Here is an 18,862-nt window from a genome sequence, read left to right on the forward strand (position 1 = left end):
TAGCCTCGTCGGTCGACGAACTCCCTGCATCGCCGGCAGGCTTTTACCGATCGATGTCAGACGCTTCGTTCGCGTGACGATGGACGAGAAAACTGAAGAACTCCGCGACATCTTCGTTGACGTCACCGACGAGTCGACGGTCACCGAGCGCCAGGAGGACACCCCCGGCTCGCTCGCGCGCGACGAACCGGCTGCCGAGCGCGTGGAGGGGGTCGTGGCCTCGATGCGCGAACGCTACGACTTCGATACCGACCTTCCGGACGCGGCGCTCGCCGATCTGGTCGAAGGGTTCTACGACGGGTTGGACGACGCCGCCCTCGCGGAACGCGCTGCCGAGGCTGCAAACGAAGACGACGCCGACGAGGAGACGGGATCGGACGTGTCAGAGGCCGAAACCACCGAACCGCCCGACCTCTCCCGCCGCGACGTCTTCCGCGCGCGGATGGATCTCCACCTCGTCCGCGAGGCCGACACCGACGCCCCGTTCGCCCTCGGCGATCTCCGGGATCGCCTCACGAACGACGAGTCGATCGACGAGATCGCCGCCGACCTCGACGCCGCGGAGTCGACGGTGCGGCGCTACCGTCGGGTGCTCGAAACCCAGGCCGAACGCCGGCGCGTCGGCGATCGCTTCCGCGAGGAGTTCGACGAGATCCTCGCCGACGCCGATCTCGCCTCGCTCACCGAGGACGTCACCCGTGACGGCCTCGACGACGCCACCGACGGGATGGAAAACGACCTCTCGTTCTGATCGCCGTGTCCCCGCTGTCGATCGTCCGGTCGTGACCCGAGTAGCGCACGCGAACGGGTTATCCGTCCGTGGCTCGTCGTTTCGGCCGAATGCAGGTCGCGCTTCTCACCGTCGGCGACGAACTCCTTGCGGGCGACACCCAGAACACCAATGCGACGTGGCTCGCGGGCCAGCTCGCCGATCGCGGCGCGACGGTCGCACGGATCCTCGTGGTGCCCGACGACCGTGATCTGATCGCCAGAAAAGTGAGTGAGTTCGCCGAGAGTTTCGACGCCGTGATCGTGACGGGCGGGCTCGGTGGGACGCCCGACGACGTCACGATGGCCGCGGTAGCGCAGGCGTTCGACCGTCCGCTCGCCCCCGACGACCGTGCGCTCGCGGACGTCGAGGCCACGGTCGAGGCCGTCCGCGAGGAGTTCCCCGACATCGACCTCGACCGCGAGGCCGAGGCGTCGATCCCCGACGGGAGTCGACCGCTGCTGAACGAGCCGGGCCTCGCCCCTGGCTGTGTGATCCAGAATATCTACGTACTCCCTGGCGTTCCCGACGAGATGACGGCGATGTTCGAATCGGTCGCCGACTCGTTCGGGGGCGACGTCGAGTCGCGGACGTTCCACACCGCGACGCCGGAGGCCGACCTTATCGACGACCTCGAAACCGCTGGCGAGCGTTTCGACGTCGCCGTCGGATGTTATCCCGATCCTGCAGTCCGCCACAACCGAATCAAACTCACCGGCGAGGATCCCGCCGAACTCGACACGGCGGCCGACTGGTTGCGCGAGCGCGTCGACGTGACGACGCCCGCGGAGTGAGCGCCGGACCGTCGACACCGGATCGCCGTTACCGGATCGTTTCGTCGGCCGATCGCGGTGTGTCTGGCGCGGATGTCGTGTTCTCGCTCGACTGGAGGATCGTGAGCGCGGTCATGAGATCGGTCCGCGAAACGAGACCGGTGAACTCCCCGCGGAGATCGACGACCGGGAGTCGGCCGACGCCTTCGGACTGCATTGTGGAGAGTGCGGTCATCGCGTCGGCGTCCACCGGGACTGTCGTGAGATCGCGGGTCATCACCTCCTCGACCCGGTAGGCGTCGCGCTCGACCTCACGGACTTCGCGAGCGTCGGACAGCGTGACCAGCCCGACGAGTTCGCCGTCAGCGAGAACCGGATAGCCGGTGTGGCGCTCGGTCAACATCCGGTCGATCAGCTCGGCGACCGACGTTTCCGGCGTGACGGCGTGGATCTCGGCGGCCGGCGTCATGACTCGCTCGATCGCGACGCCCTCCAGGGCGGCTTTCGTGGTGGCCTGCTGGGCCTCGCCGGCGGCGCTCATGTAGATGAAGAAGGCGATCGCGATCAGCACGATGCCGCCCGAGAGCAGCCCCGCGAGACCGAGGAGGAACGCGAACCCCTTGCCGACCTCGGCGGCGAGCTGCGTCGCCCGAGCGTGGGTGCGATTGCGCGCGAGCAGCGCACGCAGGACGCGACCACCGTCCATCGGGAAGCCGGGGAGGAGGTTGAACCCCGCGAGGACGACGTTCGCCAGCGCGAGATACGCGAGCACGAACCGTGCGGCTCCGAACGATTCGGGGAGTGCGAGGAAGCCGAGATACGAGACCGCACCGACCGCGATGCTCACGATCGGCCCCGCGACCGCGACGGCGAACTCCTGTCGCCAGTCCTCGGGCATCTCGGTCAGCTGGGCGATCCCGCCGAGGAACCAGAGCGTGATCGAGTCGATAGGGTAGCCGTACCGCATCGCCACCAGCGAGTGGCCGAGTTCGTGGAGCACGACCCCGACGAACAGCCCGATGGCGGCGACGCTGCCGAGCACGAGCGGGGTCTGGCCCGCCGATAGCGACGCCGCCGGGAGGTTCGCCCCCACGACGTCGTTCATGATCGAGATCCACCGTCCCACGTCCGTGGCGATGAGCCACGCGAACAGGGGGAGGACGAGCAGGAACGACAGACCCACCTTGATGGGGATCCCGGCGATGCGGCCGATCCGAAAGCTGGGCATACCCCGAGTAGGGCTGGCGGCATCTTAAGCCCGCCCCCGCCCACGAACGCTTTTGCCCGCGCCGATCGTCCGTGACCCATGAGCGAGTCATCCCCGGTGGTGCAGCGAGCGGAAGACATCGAGTACGAGAGCGTCGATGCGGCTGATGGCCTCGAAAAGGGCGTGCTCGTCGACGAGGAACGCGGTGCGCCGAACTTCGCCATCCGACGGTTCACGCTCGCTCCCGGAGCCGAGGTCCCGAAACACACCAACGAGGTCGAACACGAGCAGTACGTTCTGGAGGGGGAGTACGTCGTGGGGATCGGAAACGAGGAACACGCCGTGAGTTCGGGCGACTCGCTGTTGATCCCTGCCGGAACGGTCCACTGGTATCGCAACGAGGGGAACGAAGAAGGGGCGTTCATCTGCGCAGTGCCGAACGGCGACGACGCGATCGAACTCGTGGAGTGAGGAGGTCGGCTCGGGCGGTCTCGACGATCGTTCGAGTGACTGAAATACCTCACTCGCGTACACCCAAGCGTGTCACAGCAGGTCGGGCGGGTCGAGACGCTGTTCGTCCACGGCATGGGCGACGAGTATCTCGTAGCCGCGGTTCGCGACGGGACGCGGCTCTTTCGCGCGCGGCTCGAACTCGGAACGACCGATGCCGGCCCGCGGCCCGCAGCCTTCCGCATCAAGGAAGGCTCGGGCGAGGAGCCGCGCAGCCCGGATCAGTTCGTCGAGATCGCGCGCCGCGCCGGCCGCATCCGGATCTCCGAACAGACGAGCCGCCACGACCGCGACGCGATCCGCGAGATGCTGTCGGGCTACCAGCTCGACGCGAAAACAGTGAGGACCTGCCGGTACTGCGCGTCGGCCGGGCGCTACTCCCCGATCACGAGCGAGACCGCGATCGAGGCCGACGGCGAGACCATCTGTCCCGACTGCGCGCGGACCGAACTCGAACGCGAACTCGCCCACCACGACGTGAGCGCGACCGCCGGCGACCGGCTCCAGGAACTGCTCACCGAGGTTCAGGACCTCGATCGCGTGGTCAATCTGCTCTCGGGGCATCTCGATCCCGACCTCACGAAGTTCGACGAGATGAGCGCCACTACTGAAGCTGTGGACCCCGTTCCGGTGGGCGATCTCGACCTCCATTCCGACATGCAGGAGCTGCTCGACGACCGCTTCGAGACCCTGCTTCCCGTGCAGAGCCTCGCCGTTCACGGCGGCGCACTCGACGGCGAGGATCAACTGGTCGTGAGCGCGACGGCCACCGGAAAAACGCTGATCGGTGAGATGGCGGGGGTCGATCGGCTGCTGCGTGGCGAGGGGAAGATGTTGTTTCTGGTGCCGCTTGTCGCGCTTGCGAACCAGAAGTACGAGGACTTCAGCGACGAGTACGGCCACCTCGCCGACGTCACCATCCGAGTGGGCGCGAGCCGCGTCCGCGGCGACGGCGAGCGGTTCGATCCCGACGCCGACATCGTGGTGGGAACCTACGAGGGGATCGATCACGCGCTCCGGGTCGGCCAGGACCTCGGCGACATCGGCACGGTGGTGATCGACGAAGTTCATACCCTCGAAGACGACGACCGGGGCCACCGCCTCGACGGGCTGATCGCGCGGCTCAAGGGCTACTGCGAGGGCCGTGCCGGCGGCAGCGGTGGCGGTTCCGGCGGTGGCGGTTCTGGCGGTCGCAGCGGAACGGCCGGAACAGTGGGAACACAGTGGCTCTACCTCTCGGCGACGGTCGGCAACCCGCGCTGGCTGGCGGGGCGGCTCGACGCGAATCTCGTGGAGTTCGAGGAGCGCCCGGTCCCGATCGAGCGCCACGTCACGTTCGCCGACAGCCAGGAGAAAGCCCGCGTAGCGAACAAACTCGTCAGGCGGGAGTTCGACCGCGAGTCCTCGAAGGGGTATCGCGGCCAGACCATCGTGTTCACCAACTCCCGGCGGCGGTGTCACGAGCTGAGTCGAAAGTTGGAGTACGACGCCGCGCCGTATCACGCTGGCCTCGATTACTCCCGCCGGAAGACGGTCGAACGCCAGTTCGCCGATCAGGACCTCGCCGCGGTCGTGACGACGGCGGCGCTCGCGGCCGGCGTCGACTTCCCCGCCTCCCAGGTGATCTTCGACTCGCTCGCGATGGGGATCGAGTGGCTCACGGTCCAGGAGTTCCACCAGATGCTCGGGCGCGCGGGCCGGCCGGACTATCACGATCGGGGCGTGGTCTACGTCCTCGTCGAACCCGACGGGAGCTACCATTCGAGCATGCCTGGCTCCGAGGACGAGACCGCGTTCAAACTCCTGAAGGGCGAGATGGAGCCGGTCGCGATGCGCTACGACGAGACCAGCGCCGTGGAAGAGGTCCTCGCGAACATCACCGTCGCGGGCGAGGGCGCGAAGGGACTCACCGATCGGATGGTGGGTGAGGTGCCGCTGAAACACGCGGTCGGCAAGCTGCTCGATTACGGGTTCATCGACGGACTCTCCCCCACGCCGCTCGGCCGCGCGGTGACGCGTCACTTCCTCGAACCCGGCGTCGCGTTCACGATGCTCGATGGGATCCGAAAAGGGGCTGATCCCTACGATGTGGTGGCAGACGTCGAACTCCGCGACGAGGAGGAGTGAGTTCAGGCCAGCAGACCGACGACCGCGGGAACGAATGCGACCCCGAGCACCGAGAGAAGCACTACGAGGACCGCGCCGGGCAGCCCCCCGATCGCGACGATCGCGAGCGTGAGCCAGTTGATCTCGACCCCGACGCCGAGCCACTCCGCGACGAGGAAGACCAGCAGGCCGACGACCGCGTTGATCAGCAGCGGTCGAACGGCTTGAACGATCCGCGCCGCACCGAGCAGGAAGACGACCGCGACCGCGAGCGCCGCGATTTCGATTCCTGTAACCATACCCGGACTCCGCGGCCGTGACGTATCCCTTCTGCGATCGAACGGAAGGGTTTATTCGCTGCCGGACGGTAGAAGAGACACGGGACCGTGGGTTAGCCTGGTATACTTGCAGCCTTGGGTGCTGCCGACCCCGGTTCAAATCCGGGCGGTCCCACTACCGTTCTTATTCGAAGACGGAACTACCCGATCCTGAATGGAGATTCATCGGAAGGGCGACCTCACCGAAGCCGTCGTCATCGCCGAACTGATGAAACGGTCGGTTCCAGTCTCGATTCCGTTCGGCGATAACGAGCGATACGACATCGTCACTGAAACTCCCGATGGTGGACTGTTGAAGCTACAGATAAAGACCGGCTGGATGGCGGACGGGACGATAGCGTTTCACGGGACCTCACAGCACACCAACGCAACGGGAAACGTCTACGAGGAGCACTCTGACGATGTCGATTTCTTCCTCGTTTACTGCCACGAACTGGAGAGCATGTACCTCGTTCGAGAAGACGAGTTCCAAACCAGAATGTCGTTGCGAGTCGAAGAGCCCGAACAGGTGAAGCCGAGCACCAACTGGCCCGAAGAGTACGAGTTCGACGCGAACTGGCCGCCGGCGTGACCCACGCCACACTCGGGCGGCGAAGAATCTCCACGCCGTCTCGTCCACTTTCACTCCCCACGTTGCGAAGGTTCTTACCCGGAAGCGCACTACCCGAGGCCAAGATGGCTCGTGCGGAGAACACCGAACTGATCGACGACTTCGAGGAGTTCTACCGCAACTACTACCGGAACGAGATCGGCGAGCTCGCGCGGCAGTACCCCAACGAGCAGCGGTCGCTGTTCATCGACTGGGACGATCTCTATCGGTTCGACTCGGATCTCGCCGACGACTACCGCTCGCAGCCGGGCCAGCTCCAGGAGTACGCAGAAGAGGCGCTTCGACTGTACGACCTCCCCGTGGACGTGGGGCTCGGGCGCGCACACGTCCGAATCAGGGGGCTTCAGGAGAACACCGAAATCCGGGAGATCCGGGCACGACATCGTGGCCAGCTCCTCTCGGTCCAGGGAACGGTCCAGAAGGCAACCGACGTACGTCCGAAGATCACCGAGGCCGCCTTCGAGTGCCAGCGTTGCGGGACGCTCACCCGGATCCCACAGACGGGTGGCGATTTCCAGGAGCCCCACGAGTGCCAGGGGTGTGAGCGCCAGGGCCCCTTCGACATCAACTTCGACCAGTCGGAGTTCGTCGACGCTCAGAAAATTCGGGTCCAGGAGAGCCCCGAGGGACTGCGCGGCGGCGAGACGCCCCAGGATATCGATGTCCACATCGAGGACGACATCACCGGGAAGGTGACCGCAGGCGACCACGTTCGCGTGACGGGCGTGCTCCATCTCGATCAGCAGGAATCCGGCCGCGAGTCGACGGCGATGTTCGACGTGTTCATGGACGGTGTGTCGGTCGAGATCGAGGACGAGCAGTTCGAGGACATGGACATCGACGAGGCCGACAAGCGCGCAATCGTCGACCTCTCGACCGCCGACGACATCTACGAGCAGATGGTCGCCTCGATCGCGCCCTCGATCTACGGCTACGAGCAGGCCAAGCTCGCTATGACGCTCCAGCTCTTTTCGGGGGTCGCCAAACACCTCCCCGACGGGTCGCGTATCCGGGGGGATCTGCATATGCTCCTGATCGGGGATCCTGGTACAGGCAAGTGTGTCAAGGGTGATACCAGCGTGACGCTCGCAGACGGCTCGGAGCGACCGATCCGCGACGTCGTCGAATCGAACCTCGACGCGCCGACCGCGATCGAAGACGGCGTTTACGACGAGGTTGATCTTTCGCTGCCGACAATGGGGCCGGACGGGACCATCACCGAAGGACGGGCGACGAAGGTGTGGAAGCGCGAAGCACCGGAGAGGATGTACCGTCTCCGAACGACGAGCGGCAAAGAGATCGAAATCACACCCTCCCATCCGCTGTTCGTTCAATCAGATGGTGGATTTGCTGCAAGGACGGCGGCGAAGCTGGACGAGGGAGCGTTCGTTGCGACGCCACGGCGGGTTCCGACCGCCGGGGACGACACGCTCGATGTCGGCTATGACCTCGATGACAGCCCCCACAATACGAACCGCGACATCGTGCCGGACGTGGGCGACGAACTCCAGCGCGTTCGGAAAGCACTCGCACTCTCGCAGTTCGAGTGTGGTATCGCACGGACGACCTATCAGCACTACGAACGTGGCGATCGGAACCCGAGCCGCGACTCGCTGCTGACCGTCGTCGAGGCCTTCGAGGAACGGATCGAGTGGCTTCGGACGACGGAACAGCGGGTCGAGGCCGGCGGCTGGGAGGATATCGAGTCGGTCAGGGACGAACTGAACGTCTCACAGGCCGATCTCGCCGACGAAATGGACGTCGAGCAGACGGCGGTGAGCTACGACGAACGAAACGATGTCGTCCCCGACGGTGGTCGAACGATGGCTGGCAAGAACGCGATCCTCGAACGCATCGCGTCGGCCCTCGATGCCGTCGATAGCGTGGCGCGCCTCCGGGACCTCGCCGAAAACGATGTCCGGTGGGATCGGATCGTCTCCATCGAGGAACTCACACCCGAGTACGACTGGGTGTACGACCTCGAAGTCGACGACACCCACACGTATCTCTCGAACGGTGTCGTCTCGCACAACTCCCAACTCCTTCAGTACATCCGACAAATCGCGCCCCGATCGGTGTACACCTCGGGGAAAGGGAGCAGTTCGGCAGGGCTGACGGCGAGTGCGGTCCAGGACGACTTCGGCGAGGGCCAGCAGTGGACCCTCGAAGCAGGGGCGCTGGTGCTCGCCGACCAGGGGATCGCGGCAGTCGACGAACTCGACAAGATGAAATGCGTGACTGGCGACACGCTGGTCCACCTCGGTGATCGAATCGCTCGAATCCGGGACATCGCCCACGAAGCGGTTCGAGACGGCACCATCGAGTCACTCGAGAACAGCCGGAGCATCCGTGATGTCGACCTCGAGGCGTGGACGATGACCGATGACGGGCGACTGGTGACGCGTCCCGTGACGGCCATCCACGAGTACGATGCACCCGAGTCGCTCGTCGAGGTCTCGCTCTCGACGGGCGAACGGTTGAGTGCGACCGCCGATCACCCGTATTTCGTTTTCGAGGACGGCGAGCGCGTCGAGAAAGCCGCTGCCGACGTCGAATCGGGGGACTGGGTGTACGTCCCCCGGTCCATCGAGGCACCGGCGACGGACGGCGGGACGCTAAGTCAGCGCGGCGATTCGAACGCCGTTCGGCGTTCGTTCTCGGACGAAACTCCCGGACAAGATGGCGTCTCGCCATCCTTGGGGAGAGTGCTCGGCTACCTCGCCGGCGATGGGAACCTGTACTACCAGCGTGATGCCGGCGTCTACGGCATTCAGTTCACGAACACCGAAGAAGAGCTACTGGCGGACTTCGAACGAGCCTGTGAGGGCGCGTTCGACGCGGAGACGGTTCGACCACCGAGCGAACGGCGTGAGGACGGCGTCGAGACGGTTCGACTGTGTGGCCGGGAGTACGCCGACGTCGTCCTCGAAGCGGGGATGAATCTGGAGACGTACGACGGCAAACGCGTGCCCGAGGGGGTCACCGAAGCGTCCCGCGCTGCGAAGGCGGCGTTCGTGCGTGCGTTCGCCGACAGCGAGGGGAACGTCGACGGCCGGATGGTGAAACTTTGCTCGGCAAGCCACCAACTGCTACTGGGCGTCAAACACCTCCTGTTGGAGTTCGGTATCTCCTGTCAGATTCAACACCGCATGCGGGAGGGAAAACGCGATATCTATCTGCTCGTCATCACCGACGCCGACTCGCTGGCCGCGTTCGACCGGCAGATCGGCTTCACCCTGGATCGAAAACAGACGGCCCTGACGGAGACGGTCGAGACGGTCAGCGGCGATCGAACGATTCTGGATGTCCTCCCCGACTGCGGGGCCGTGCTTGAGACGTGTCGAACGTCGCTTCGCCTCCACCAGTCCGAATGCGGGATCGACGACGCCACGTACTGTGACTTCGAGAACGGCGACGCCGATATCTCGTTCCGTCTGGCGCGTGTCGTCTTGGAGGCGTTCGAAGATCGCAAACGCCGGGCGTCGCTCGCACTCGACGAACTCGACAGCGCCGGGTGGGACGATCTGGAGCGGATTCGGACCACGTTCCACGTTTCGCAGTCGGGGCTCGCCAAAGGGACGGGATTCAGCCAGCAACAGGTGTCCCGGCGCTGGGGAGAGGACGAGGGGATGAAGGAGACCGTCGCCGACCGGCTCCGATCGGTCCTCGGATCGGTCGCCGATACGGACCTCAGTCGGTTCACGCAACTGGTCGACGGCGACGTCAAATGGCGACGCGTCGAGACCGTCGAAACGGTTCCTGCGACGGTCGACGACGACCGTATTCGCCTGCTGGAGGTAGATTTGGCGGACGTCTTGGGCTGTTCGACCGACGAAGCCCGCGAACGAGCACGCGCGTTCCGCACGGACGATCCCTCGCCTGCGGGGTGGGACGAACTACGCACGGTTCTCGAGCGATACGGCATCTCGATGACGGCAGTCGCGGACGATCTGGGCGTCGATCAGGCGACGGTTTCTCGCTGGTTCAACGGCCACGTTTCGACCGATGAGTTCGAGACTGTCAGGGACGCTGTTCTGGATCGGGCCGACATCGTCCGTTCTGCGGCGGTCCGCAAACTGGAGGAGATCGAGGAACGCGAACGACCCAGCGTGTACGACCTGACCGTGGACGGGACACACAACTTCGTTGCGAACGGCATGATCGTCCACAACTCCGACGACCGCTCGGCGATGCACGAGGCGCTCGAACAGCAGACCATCAGCATCAGCAAGGCGGGCATCAACGCCACTCTCCAGTCGCGGTGTTCGCTGCTCGGTGCGGCGAACCCCAAGTACGGGCGATTCGACCAGTACGAATCGATCGGCGAGCAGATCGATCTCGAACCCGCCCTCATTTCGCGGTTCGACCTGATCTTCACGGTGACCGACGACCCCGACCCCGATCGGGATAGAGAGCTCGCCGAACACATTCTCAGAACCAACTACGCTGGCGAGCTCAACACCCAGCGGACCGAACAGACCGCGGCGAACGTCAGTCAGGCGGAGGTCGATGCGGTCACCGATACGGTCGCGCCCGCGATCGAGCCCGACTTGCTCAGAAAATACGTCGCCTACGCCCAGCGCAACTGCTTCCCGACGATGACCGAAGAGGCGAAAGAGGCGATCAGCGATTTCTATGTCGATCTTCGGGCCGAGGGAGCCGACGAGGACGCGCCGATCCCCGTCACGGCACGGAAGCTGGAGGCGCTCGTCCGGCTCGCGGAGGCATCGGCGCGAGTGCGGCTCGCGGATACGGTCGAGATCGAAGACGCCGAGCGCGTCATCGAGGTCGTCCGCACCCAGCTCCAGGATATCGGCGTCGATCCCGAAACCGGGGAGTTCGACGCCGACATCGTCGAAACGGGGACCTCGAAGACCCAGCGCGACCGGATCAAGAACGTGAAGGCACTGATCGCGGAGATCGAAGAGGAGTACGACGCTGGCGCGCCGATCGAGGAGGTGCTCGATCGCGCCGAGGAGACCGGAACCGAGCGCTCGAAGGCCGAACACGAACTCGAAAAGCTCCGGCGGCAGGGCGAGGTGTACGAACCACAGACCGATCATCTCCGGACGACCTGAGACCGGCGGCGTGAGCCGCAGACCGAGTCACGCGCGCAGCGCCTGGTAGGTCGCCCGGAGCGTCACCGGCGTCACGTCGGCGACCTCCGCAGCCGCCTGCTGGGTGAGGCCGTGGTCGGTTTCGGTCGCTGCGGTGTAGAGACAGGCCGCAGCCACCCCGCTCGGGTTCCGGCCGCTGACGAGGCCACGGTCGCGACCCTCGGCGACGAGTTCCCGAGCCCGGGCCTCGACTCCGTGAGGTAAGTCGAGCTGGCTGGCGAATCGAGCGAGGTACTCGCTGGGATCGATCGGCCCGGTCGGGAGGCCGAGATCGCGATTCAGCGCGTCGTAGGCCGCGGTGAGTTCGTCCCGTGATGCCTTCGCGACCGTGACGATCTCCGCGAGCGTGCGCGAGACGCCGTCGGTTCGACAGACCGCGTAGATCGTGGCGGCGGCGAACCCCTCCAACGAGCGCCCTCGAAGGAGGTCGGCGTCCTGAGCCGACTCGAACAGCACGCAGGCCCGATCCCGCACGCTGTCCGACAGCCCGAGCGCACAGACTTGACGGCGGATCTCGGTGAACGCGTACACCCGGTTGCGCTCGGCTTTCGAGGCGATCCGCGAACGGGTGTGCTGGCGGCGGAGTCGCGCGAACAGTCGGCGTTTCCGTCCGGTGAGCCTGGTCGAGCGCCCGATCTCGGTCGAGAGGCCACGGTCGTGGCGCGAGCGCGTCAGCGGTGCGCCGGTTCGCTTGCGTGTCTCACGCTCGAACGACCGCCACTCGGGACCGCGGTCGATCTCGTCGACCGCGACGACGAGACCACACTTGGTGCAGACCGTCTCCTCACCGACAGCGACTAGCCGTCCATTGCATTCCGGACAGCCACCGCTTGATTTCATACTTGCAGATACCTACATTCTATGAACTTAATAGTTTATGATTTGTCGTTCGAGTCGTTCGATGACCGATTACTGCGAATCGCGAACGTCGTCGGCGATCCGATCGAGATCGTCGTCGGCGAGATCGGGCCGGTCGCCAGCGACGACGTGGATCGGCGCGCCGCCGTCGCCCTCGAACCGCGGGATCACGTGGCCGTGGACGTGTGGCACCTCCTGGCCGGCGGCCGAGCCGTTGTTGAACGCCACCGTGGTGGCGTCGGCGTCGACCGCCGCCTCGACTGCCGGCGTCAGCCGGTGGAGCGCAGCGAAGACATCGCTAGCGAGGTCCTCGGAGAGGTCGTCGAGGCGCTCGTGGTGGTCGTTGGGAACGACGAGCGTGTGGCCCGGCGCGAGTGGGTTCGCGTCGAGAAAGGCGGTCACGGTGTCGGTCTCGTGGACGATACGGCCAGGGATCTCGCCGGCGACGATCCCGCAAAAGGGGCAGTCGGCGGACATGGCCGACTCATCGCGCGCACAAGGCAAGAACGTTCTGCCGTGATCGTCTTTCGAGAATCAGTCGATCCCGGCGAGTGTTTCCTCGATGGTGGTGAGATACGATTTGCGGGTGTAGCCGAGTCGTGATACCCAGACCTCTTGGTAGGAGGGATGAAGTATCGGCATCAGCGTGGTGTCGAGACTGGCGAGTGAAACGGGTTCGAGCACCGTGTCGATGAACCCATCGAGATCGCGGTCCTCGGTCGCCAGCAGGCTCTCGGTCGCGTGCTTGCCGGTCGCGATGACAGCCCGTGGCTCGACGGTTGCGATCTCACGTTCGAGATACGGTCGGCAGTTCGCGCGCTCGTCGGCCGTGGGTTCGCGGTTCGAGCCGTCCTCGCCTTCGGGGAAACACTTGACGGCATTCGTGAAGTAGCACTCGTCGGGCTCGTAGCCGAGATCGGCGAACAGGTCTCTGATCTTTCGGCCGGAGTGACGCGTGGTGTAGGCCATCCCGGTCCAATTGCCGCCCTGCCAGCGGTCGGCCTCCGGCGTGCCGGCACCGGGAGCTTCGCCGACCACCACGAGATCGGCGTCGAGCGAGCCGTTGCCCCACGAGATGCACTCGCGAGAGTCGACCAGCACGGGACACCGCCGGCAGTCGGCCGCGAGGGCATGTCTCGATTCCGGGTCCGGAAACTCGGGCACGGTCGTACTACTGGTCGACGTGGGCTTGAGTCTGCTCCCCATCGGAAGTAGCATCGATCGTCAGAGCTCTCGCCTCCCAAGTCGCTGCTTTGCTGGAACCAGTCTGCGAGATGCAGAGGCCGATTCAGCAAGGAGGCCTTGACGTACACCAGTCGTTCAGCCGATATCGTCGTATCAGCGTTGTTCGAGTTGCTTCAGGGCTTCCTCGATGTGGTGCTGTGCATCGGCGTCGCGGGCGAGCACCGTCTGCTTCCATGCGCCGCCCTCGAACGAGAGATCGATCACTGTCCGCTCGGCGAGTGCCACGGCTCGTTCGAGGCCGCCGTTCCGGATGGTGTGTTCGCGGGAGGCGAGTTCGATGAGTTGGGTCATCGCTTCGTGTGCTCTGAGTCGCTCGATCTCACCTCGCTTCAACGGCCGGGAGGGCAGCGAATCGAGCATCTCCATAGCCATTCGAACAGTCGTCCCTCAGCGCCAAGCACTTGCGGCTGGAACCGTGAAGGCGTTTTTATACACCCTTCTCAGTGACCCGTAGCGCCATACCGTAGCCGACTCTCCTGGCTCGGCACACGGAACCGGCTTCTCGTCACGAACGACGACATCAGTCACTCGAACCGCGATTTCTCGATCCGGGTGATTTCGACCGTCCAGTCCGGAACATCCGACGAAGGATGGCGCACGTCGATGCCACCGTCGACATCGATCTGGTTCTCGTGAGCCGCGTGGACGAGTGTTTCGACCAGGACTTCGAACTCAGCTCGTGTGGTTGGGTCGAACTCCCGATCTCGTTTCAATCATGACTTCAGATGCACAAGAAGAGGCAGAGACGGTCGAAGAACAGGGAAAGTACGGAAAAGTCCAGTTCACCTACTACGATATCGAGGAGAGGCACCGCACTGAGAGTCAATCGGGGTATGTGTTAGTTCGCGGCGCCATAGGGATTGTTGTGGGTCATTTCGGTATGTTGCCGACACGGGGTCGGCGACTACCGGTAAACAGTCACAACAATCCCTATCAATGGGACCGACGACGTGGCGGCTGTGGTAATAGCAACCGAGTGCGAATTGATCCATATTCCGTATTTTCGGGTGGTGAGAATCACGTATCCGTACGACTGATGGTTCCAACGACGGGTGATATATTGCGCTTCGTCCAAAAGATATCTTCGTAGTCCATGAACTCATTCTAGTCTTCGATCACCTCCCGCAGCGGGTTGATCAACGTAGATGAGGCCGCCGAAAGTGACAGTATAGCCAGAGCGGTCCACGTGAGGTGGCAGGTGCATGCACCAGCTATAGGAGTAGAACAGCCCGTATCAGAGAGTGCTATGGCAACTATTGACGAAAGCGACGAAGGAAAAACTGTCATCAACGCCGAAGGCGAAACAGTCGGTACCGTGGTCGACGTCGATAACAATACTGCCAACGTCGAACCAGACCCCGGACTAACCGACGAACTCGCAGCGGAACTCGGCTGGGGAGATGCCGATGAAGGAACATACCAGCTAGATAACGACTCGGTGGAAACCGTCACCGACGACGAAATCCGACTTGAAGAGCGCCACTAGCTACAGACTCCAGCACTATTAGGAATGTCTCCGTGAGAAGCCACGAAGAACTTCCCAAAGCGACTACTGACCGATCTGGTGAGTCCCACGAGGAGTAGGGTATTCGAACCAGAACCGTTTTTCTTACGCACGTTCAGTCATACCTGTGTCTTGGACCACTCGTCGAATTGTCTCTCTGTCAGTGCTGTTTGTGGTTGTTCTTCTGTTCAGTGGATGTCTTACGCTCGGTCCCTCGGTGACAGCGGATACGAGCGAGTCGCCCATCTTCGGCACGCTGTCGTCCGATGAGCCGTGGGCAGGTCAACAGGTTCGTGTGGCTACCACGCTTCAATCAACGCCAGAAGCAGGGAACGTCACGACGATCTCGGTCATCGCTGAAAACGGCCAAGCCTATAGTACAGTCGACGTCAGCTCTGGGCAATCCACGGTCATCTTATGGGTACCCGCTAATCGGAATTCCACACTCGTCGCCACTAATAGTGTTAATTCAACAACGATCGGCACACTGAACGTCACCAGTAGCGGCAATCGAGTGATCTGACTATTGAATTGTCCAGAACGTGATCACCACTCTTAGAACTGGTGCTCTTGCTGAAACAACGAGGGTTTTTGGCTCTGATGACCGCATTCCCGATTGTGAACCCTCGTCGATCTGAATCCACCGAGACACTGTGGGAGTATGAAACCCTTCGACCACCAAGGGGCGAGACCAGAAAGGAATCCGAGGACCCGAAGGCAGAGATGAACGAACTCGCCACCGAGGGATGGCGACTGATCGAAACGGTCGACTACACCGGCGGTGGGACCAAGTTTCTCGTCTTCGAGCGTCCTGCGCGGTCGGACGAAGACAACGCTACGGATCAGGATTCGTCGTGAGCACCGACATCGATGAGTCGAACGTCGACACCGACATCGACGTCAGCACGGCGAACACGATGCGCGAGCGTGCTGGCGAAAGCCGGCTCAAACTCTGGATCCTGTTGAGCGCGAACCGTCTCGTCGTGACCGGCGTTCTCGCAGTCGCGCTGTTTGTCGTGTTCGTCGTCACGGTGACGGTGCTCCCGCCGCCGCTGGTTCCACAGCTCGAGTCCGGTGACACGATCGAGACGATGTTCTCGGCGATGCTCGGCGCGATCATCACCGGCGTCACCCTCGTCGTCACGATCGGTCAGCTCGTGCTCTCCCAAGAGAACGGGCCGCTCGGCGAACAGCGCGAACGAATGGAGAACTCGATGGATTTCCGGGAGTACACCGAGGAGCTGATCGGCTCGCCGAGCCCCGCGGACCCCTCGGCGTTTCTGCGTGGGCTCGTCGATCTCTCACAGAAGCGTGCAGAGGCGGTACGCGACGGTCTTGGTGATATCGACAGCGACCAGCTTCAGTGGGAAACCAAGGAGTTCACTGAGAGCCTGATCGGCAATTCCGAAACCGTGCGCGACCAGCTCGATGGCGCGAAGTTCGGATCGTTCGACGTGCTGTTCGCCGCGCTGAACTACAACTACGGCTGGAAGATCTATCAGGTCGAGCGCCTCCTCAACGACCACGAAGAGGATCTCGGCCAACCCGAGAACGACCTCCTCAACGAGCTGAAGTCATCGCTGTCGATGTTCGGGCCGGCGCGCGAACACGTCAAAACGCTGTATTTCGAATGGGCGCTGGTCACGCTCTCGCAGATGATTCTCTACGCAGCGATTCCGGCGCTTGCCGTTGCGGGAATCATGCTTACTGTCGCCGAACCCGGGACGCTCTCGGGAGCGACGTTCGGCATCGAGAATATCACTTTATTGATTGGCGCTGCGTTCACCGTGACGCTGATCCCGTTTTTCCTGTTCGCGTCGTACATCTCGCGGATCGTGACCGTCGCGAAGCGGACGCTCGCGATCGAGCCGTTGATCCTCCGGGACTCACAGCGATAGTCCGATTCTCCGCCTCGGCGAGTTCACAGGACTTTATTCCCTCTCGCGGTCACGTTCACGGTCTCGATCGTGGTCGAGTTGACGGTGTTGCTCGCGACGATCGACGAGTTTTGATTCGCGGGAACCGTGAGGATGACCGTCGTTTGGCCGGGATCGACGGGTATCGTTTGGAACGACTGCCCGTTCGCCTTGATGACGGTGATTTGGGTCACGTTTCCTGCATCCCCAGTGGAGCGAAGCGTCGCATTCACCCGAACACCAGAACCAGTCCACGGCTCCGTCGCTGAGAGGCCGTCGAACACGCTCGAATCGCTCGTCTCTGTCGTGATCGACGGATCGAGGGTGAGACAGCCGCCGAATGCGAATACGAGGACGACCATCGCCACTACGAGAACGTGTCGCCACGATGTGTGCCGCATAGCTCCCCGACACGGTGAGTGTGAAAAACGGTTCTGCCTGCGGCATTGCTCACGACGACATGGTCGGCCGGCTCCCGTGGACGGGCGCAAGGCCCCCACTTAACTGAGCGCCAACAGTCCGTACCGTATGGTCGGCAATCGGCCGGTGAAATGGGAGTACAAGACGCTCGAACCACCGAAGGGGTTGACCAAGCGCGAGACGATCGATCCGAGCGACCAGCTCAACGAACTCGGCGAGGAGGGCTGGGAGCTCACGGCGACGATCGACTACGACAAGGGCGGCACGAAGCTTCTCTTACTCAAACGGCCGGTGTACGATGAGTGAGAACGATCTCTCGTCGGCCAACACCCTCCGCGAGCGGACCGACGTGAACAAGGCCCTTTTCTGGGTGCTCCTTGAGGCGAACCGGTGGGCCGTTGTCGGGGGGTTCGCGCTCGTCGTCTTCGTCGCGTTCATGCTGTTCGGCCTATTCAAACCGCTCTTGCTGGCATCGATGATGGAATCGAGCGATATGGTCGAGACGGTGTTTTCGGCACTACTCGGCGCGATCATCACGAGTACGACACTCGTGGTCTCGATCAACCAACTCGTGCTCTCCCAAGAAATCGGCTCGCTCGGCACCCAGCGCAGCCGGATGGACACCACGATGGATTTCTACCAGAACACCGATGACCTGCTCGAAACCACCACGCCGAGCGATCCACCCGTCTTCCTCACACGGCTCATCGAGACCTGCGAGAAACGAGCAGTTGCGCTGCGCGAGGCCATCGCCGGGAACGAGAACGACGATCTCCGCGACCGCGTGAACGAGTACGTCGAGGACCTCGAAGAGAACGCGGACACGGCGCTCGACGAACTCGACGGCGCGGATTTCGGGACGTTCGCGGTCGTTTCCCCCGCTCTGAATTTCAACTACGCACAGAAGATGTACGACATCCGACGGCTCGGCGAGGAATACGAAGACGACCTCAGCATCGAGGAGCGCACGGCGTTCCGGGAGATGCTGGAGGCGGTGACGATGTTCGGGCCGGTGCGCGAGTACGTGAAGGTGCTGTACATCCAGTGGGGGTTGGTAAAACTCTCGCGTGCGATCCTCTACGCTGCGATTCCGGCACTCATCGTGGCCGGCGGCATGGTGGTCTTCGTCGACCCGGGCACCTTTTCGGGTACTTTGTTGGGGCTCGAAACCATGCTCTGGGCCGTGAGCATCGCGTTCACGATCTCGGTTACACCCTTCCTAGTGTTCGCGTCGTACGTGCTGCGGATCGCAACGCTCGCGAAGCAGACGCTCACTGTGGGGCCGCTCGTTCTGACGTAGAATTCCTTGGTTTCAGCATTCGAGTCGAAGAGACTCGGCAGACCACTCAGCTGTCGCCGCTTTGCTGTCCGGTGTTCTGAGATACCACTCCTGCGTTCTGAATGGGTTGAATGTGCTCTATTGAAAATGCGGTACGGGAGTACGATCATAGCGTCTTGGCGAGTTTCTTGATGTTGTTGAGCGCGAACA

19 protein-coding genes and 1 tRNA gene are annotated in these 18,862 nt (G+C 63.3%); 12 read left to right on the forward strand and 8 right to left on the reverse strand.

Translation table 11 applies throughout. The features are described from left to right. The first annotated feature begins 79 nt into the window (after window positions 1–79). Both PHA81_RS19125 and PHA81_RS19130 read left to right on the forward strand, forming a co-directional pair. On the forward strand, window positions 80–751 hold the full coding sequence (locus PHA81_RS19125) for a conditioned medium-induced protein 4 (protein WP_273838301.1): 672 nt from the start codon (window positions 80–82) through the stop codon (window positions 749–751). Window positions 752–840: 89 nt separating this feature from the next. Beyond that, window positions 841–1,563 (forward strand): competence/damage-inducible protein A, encoded by a 723-nt coding sequence (locus PHA81_RS19130; protein ID WP_273838303.1) that lies wholly within the window; start codon window positions 841–843, stop codon window positions 1,561–1,563. Window positions 1,564–1,591: 28 nt separating this feature from the next. On the opposite strand, the gene PHA81_RS19135 is transcribed toward PHA81_RS19130, so the two are convergent. Further along, window positions 1,592–2,770: a CBS domain-containing protein gene (locus PHA81_RS19135; protein ID WP_005040348.1), complete on the reverse strand. Its 1,179-nt coding sequence runs from the start codon at window positions 2,768–2,770 to the stop codon at window positions 1,592–1,594. 78 nt (window positions 2,771–2,848) lie between these two features. Here PHA81_RS19135 and PHA81_RS19140 point away from each other — a divergent pair, with 78 nt between their 5' ends. Together PHA81_RS19140 and PHA81_RS19145 are read left to right on the forward strand one after the other, a co-directional pair. Then, complete coding sequence (locus PHA81_RS19140; RefSeq protein ID WP_273838306.1) at window positions 2,849–3,220, forward strand: cupin domain-containing protein; 372 nt, start codon at window positions 2,849–2,851, stop codon at window positions 3,218–3,220. Window positions 3,221–3,289: 69 nt separating this feature from the next. Further along, a complete protein-coding gene (locus PHA81_RS19145) occupies window positions 3,290–5,386 on the forward strand; it encodes a DEAD/DEAH box helicase (RefSeq protein ID WP_273838308.1) in 2,097 nt (698 codons plus the stop codon). 2 nt (window positions 5,387–5,388) lie between these two features. Here the strand turns inward: PHA81_RS19145 and PHA81_RS19150 are convergent, their stop codons facing one another. Next, complete coding sequence (locus PHA81_RS19150) at window positions 5,389–5,664, reverse strand: pro-sigmaK processing inhibitor BofA family protein (RefSeq protein WP_005040354.1); 276 nt, start codon at window positions 5,662–5,664, stop codon at window positions 5,389–5,391. An 81-nt stretch (window positions 5,665–5,745) separates the two neighbouring features. Between PHA81_RS19150 and PHA81_RS19155 the strand changes: the two genes are divergently transcribed. From PHA81_RS19155 to PHA81_RS19165, 3 genes are all read left to right on the forward strand, one after another. Then, window positions 5,746–5,818: transfer RNA gene (locus PHA81_RS19155), tRNA-Pro, on the forward strand. A gap of 39 nt (window positions 5,819–5,857) precedes the next feature. Further along, on the forward strand, window positions 5,858–6,274 hold the full coding sequence (locus PHA81_RS19160) for a group I intron-associated PD-(D/E)XK endonuclease (RefSeq protein ID WP_273838311.1): 417 nt from the start codon (window positions 5,858–5,860) through the stop codon (window positions 6,272–6,274). Window positions 6,275–6,378: 104 nt separating this feature from the next. After that, on the forward strand, window positions 6,379–11,391 hold the full coding sequence (locus tag PHA81_RS19165; RefSeq protein ID WP_273838313.1) for a helix-turn-helix domain-containing protein: 5,013 nt from the start codon (window positions 6,379–6,381) through the stop codon (window positions 11,389–11,391). Between the two features lie 27 nt (window positions 11,392–11,418). Here PHA81_RS19165 and PHA81_RS19170 read toward each other — a convergent pair whose 3' ends face one another. From PHA81_RS19170 to PHA81_RS19190, 5 genes are all read right to left on the reverse strand, one after another. Then, the gene (locus PHA81_RS19170) at window positions 11,419–12,270 is read right to left on the reverse strand and encodes a transcription initiation factor IIB family protein (RefSeq protein ID WP_005040360.1); all 852 of its coding nucleotides are present in this window, start codon (window positions 12,268–12,270) and stop codon (window positions 11,419–11,421) included. 69 nt (window positions 12,271–12,339) lie between these two features. After that, complete coding sequence (locus PHA81_RS19175; RefSeq protein ID WP_273838317.1) at window positions 12,340–12,765, reverse strand: HIT family protein; 426 nt, start codon at window positions 12,763–12,765, stop codon at window positions 12,340–12,342. 57 nt (window positions 12,766–12,822) lie between these two features. Continuing rightward, window positions 12,823–13,452 (reverse strand): uracil-DNA glycosylase, encoded by a 630-nt coding sequence (locus PHA81_RS19180; RefSeq protein WP_273838318.1) that lies wholly within the window; start codon window positions 13,450–13,452, stop codon window positions 12,823–12,825. Between the two features lie 174 nt (window positions 13,453–13,626). Next, window positions 13,627–13,899 carry a hypothetical protein gene (locus PHA81_RS19185; protein WP_273838320.1) on the reverse strand — a complete coding sequence of 91 codons (273 nt, stop codon included), beginning with the start codon at window positions 13,897–13,899 and terminating at the stop codon, window positions 13,627–13,629. 158 nt (window positions 13,900–14,057) lie between these two features. Then, on the reverse strand, window positions 14,058–14,246 hold the full coding sequence (locus PHA81_RS19190; protein ID WP_273838322.1) for a hypothetical protein: 189 nt from the start codon (window positions 14,244–14,246) through the stop codon (window positions 14,058–14,060). Between the two features lie 419 nt (window positions 14,247–14,665). Here PHA81_RS19190 and PHA81_RS19195 point away from each other — a divergent pair, with 419 nt between their 5' ends. From PHA81_RS19195 to PHA81_RS19205, 3 genes are all read left to right on the forward strand, one after another. Beyond that, window positions 14,666–15,019 carry a hypothetical protein gene (locus PHA81_RS19195; protein ID WP_273838324.1) on the forward strand — a complete coding sequence of 118 codons (354 nt, stop codon included), beginning with the start codon at window positions 14,666–14,668 and terminating at the stop codon, window positions 15,017–15,019. A 618-nt stretch (window positions 15,020–15,637) separates the two neighbouring features. Beyond that, window positions 15,638–15,895 (forward strand): DUF4177 domain-containing protein, encoded by a 258-nt coding sequence (locus tag PHA81_RS19200; protein WP_273838326.1) that lies wholly within the window; start codon window positions 15,638–15,640, stop codon window positions 15,893–15,895. Next, window positions 15,892–16,935 (forward strand): hypothetical protein, encoded by a 1,044-nt coding sequence (locus PHA81_RS19205; RefSeq protein ID WP_273838328.1) that lies wholly within the window; start codon window positions 15,892–15,894, stop codon window positions 16,933–16,935. Before PHA81_RS19200 ends, PHA81_RS19205 begins: the two co-directional genes overlap by 4 nt. Before the next feature lie 23 nt (window positions 16,936–16,958). Here PHA81_RS19205 and PHA81_RS19210 read toward each other — a convergent pair whose 3' ends face one another. Beyond that, window positions 16,959–17,354, reverse strand: a complete 396-nt coding sequence (locus PHA81_RS19210) for a hypothetical protein (protein WP_273838331.1) — start codon at window positions 17,352–17,354, stop codon at window positions 16,959–16,961. Window positions 17,355–17,481: 127 nt separating this feature from the next. On the opposite strand from PHA81_RS19210, the gene PHA81_RS19215 reads away from it, so the two are divergent. Next, window positions 17,482–17,679: a DUF4177 domain-containing protein gene (locus tag PHA81_RS19215; RefSeq protein WP_006078362.1), complete on the forward strand. Its 198-nt coding sequence runs from the start codon at window positions 17,482–17,484 to the stop codon at window positions 17,677–17,679. After that, a complete protein-coding gene (locus tag PHA81_RS19220; RefSeq protein WP_273838337.1) occupies window positions 17,672–18,673 on the forward strand; it encodes a hypothetical protein in 1,002 nt (333 codons plus the stop codon). The genes PHA81_RS19215 and PHA81_RS19220 overlap by 8 nt, the downstream gene beginning before the upstream one ends. The last annotated feature ends 189 nt before the right edge of the window (window positions 18,674–18,862 follow it).

The organism is Halococcus sp. PRR34 (genome assembly GCF_028617175.1).
GTDB classification, from domain to species: domain Archaea; phylum Halobacteriota; class Halobacteria; order Halobacteriales; family Halococcaceae; genus Halococcus; species Halococcus salifodinae.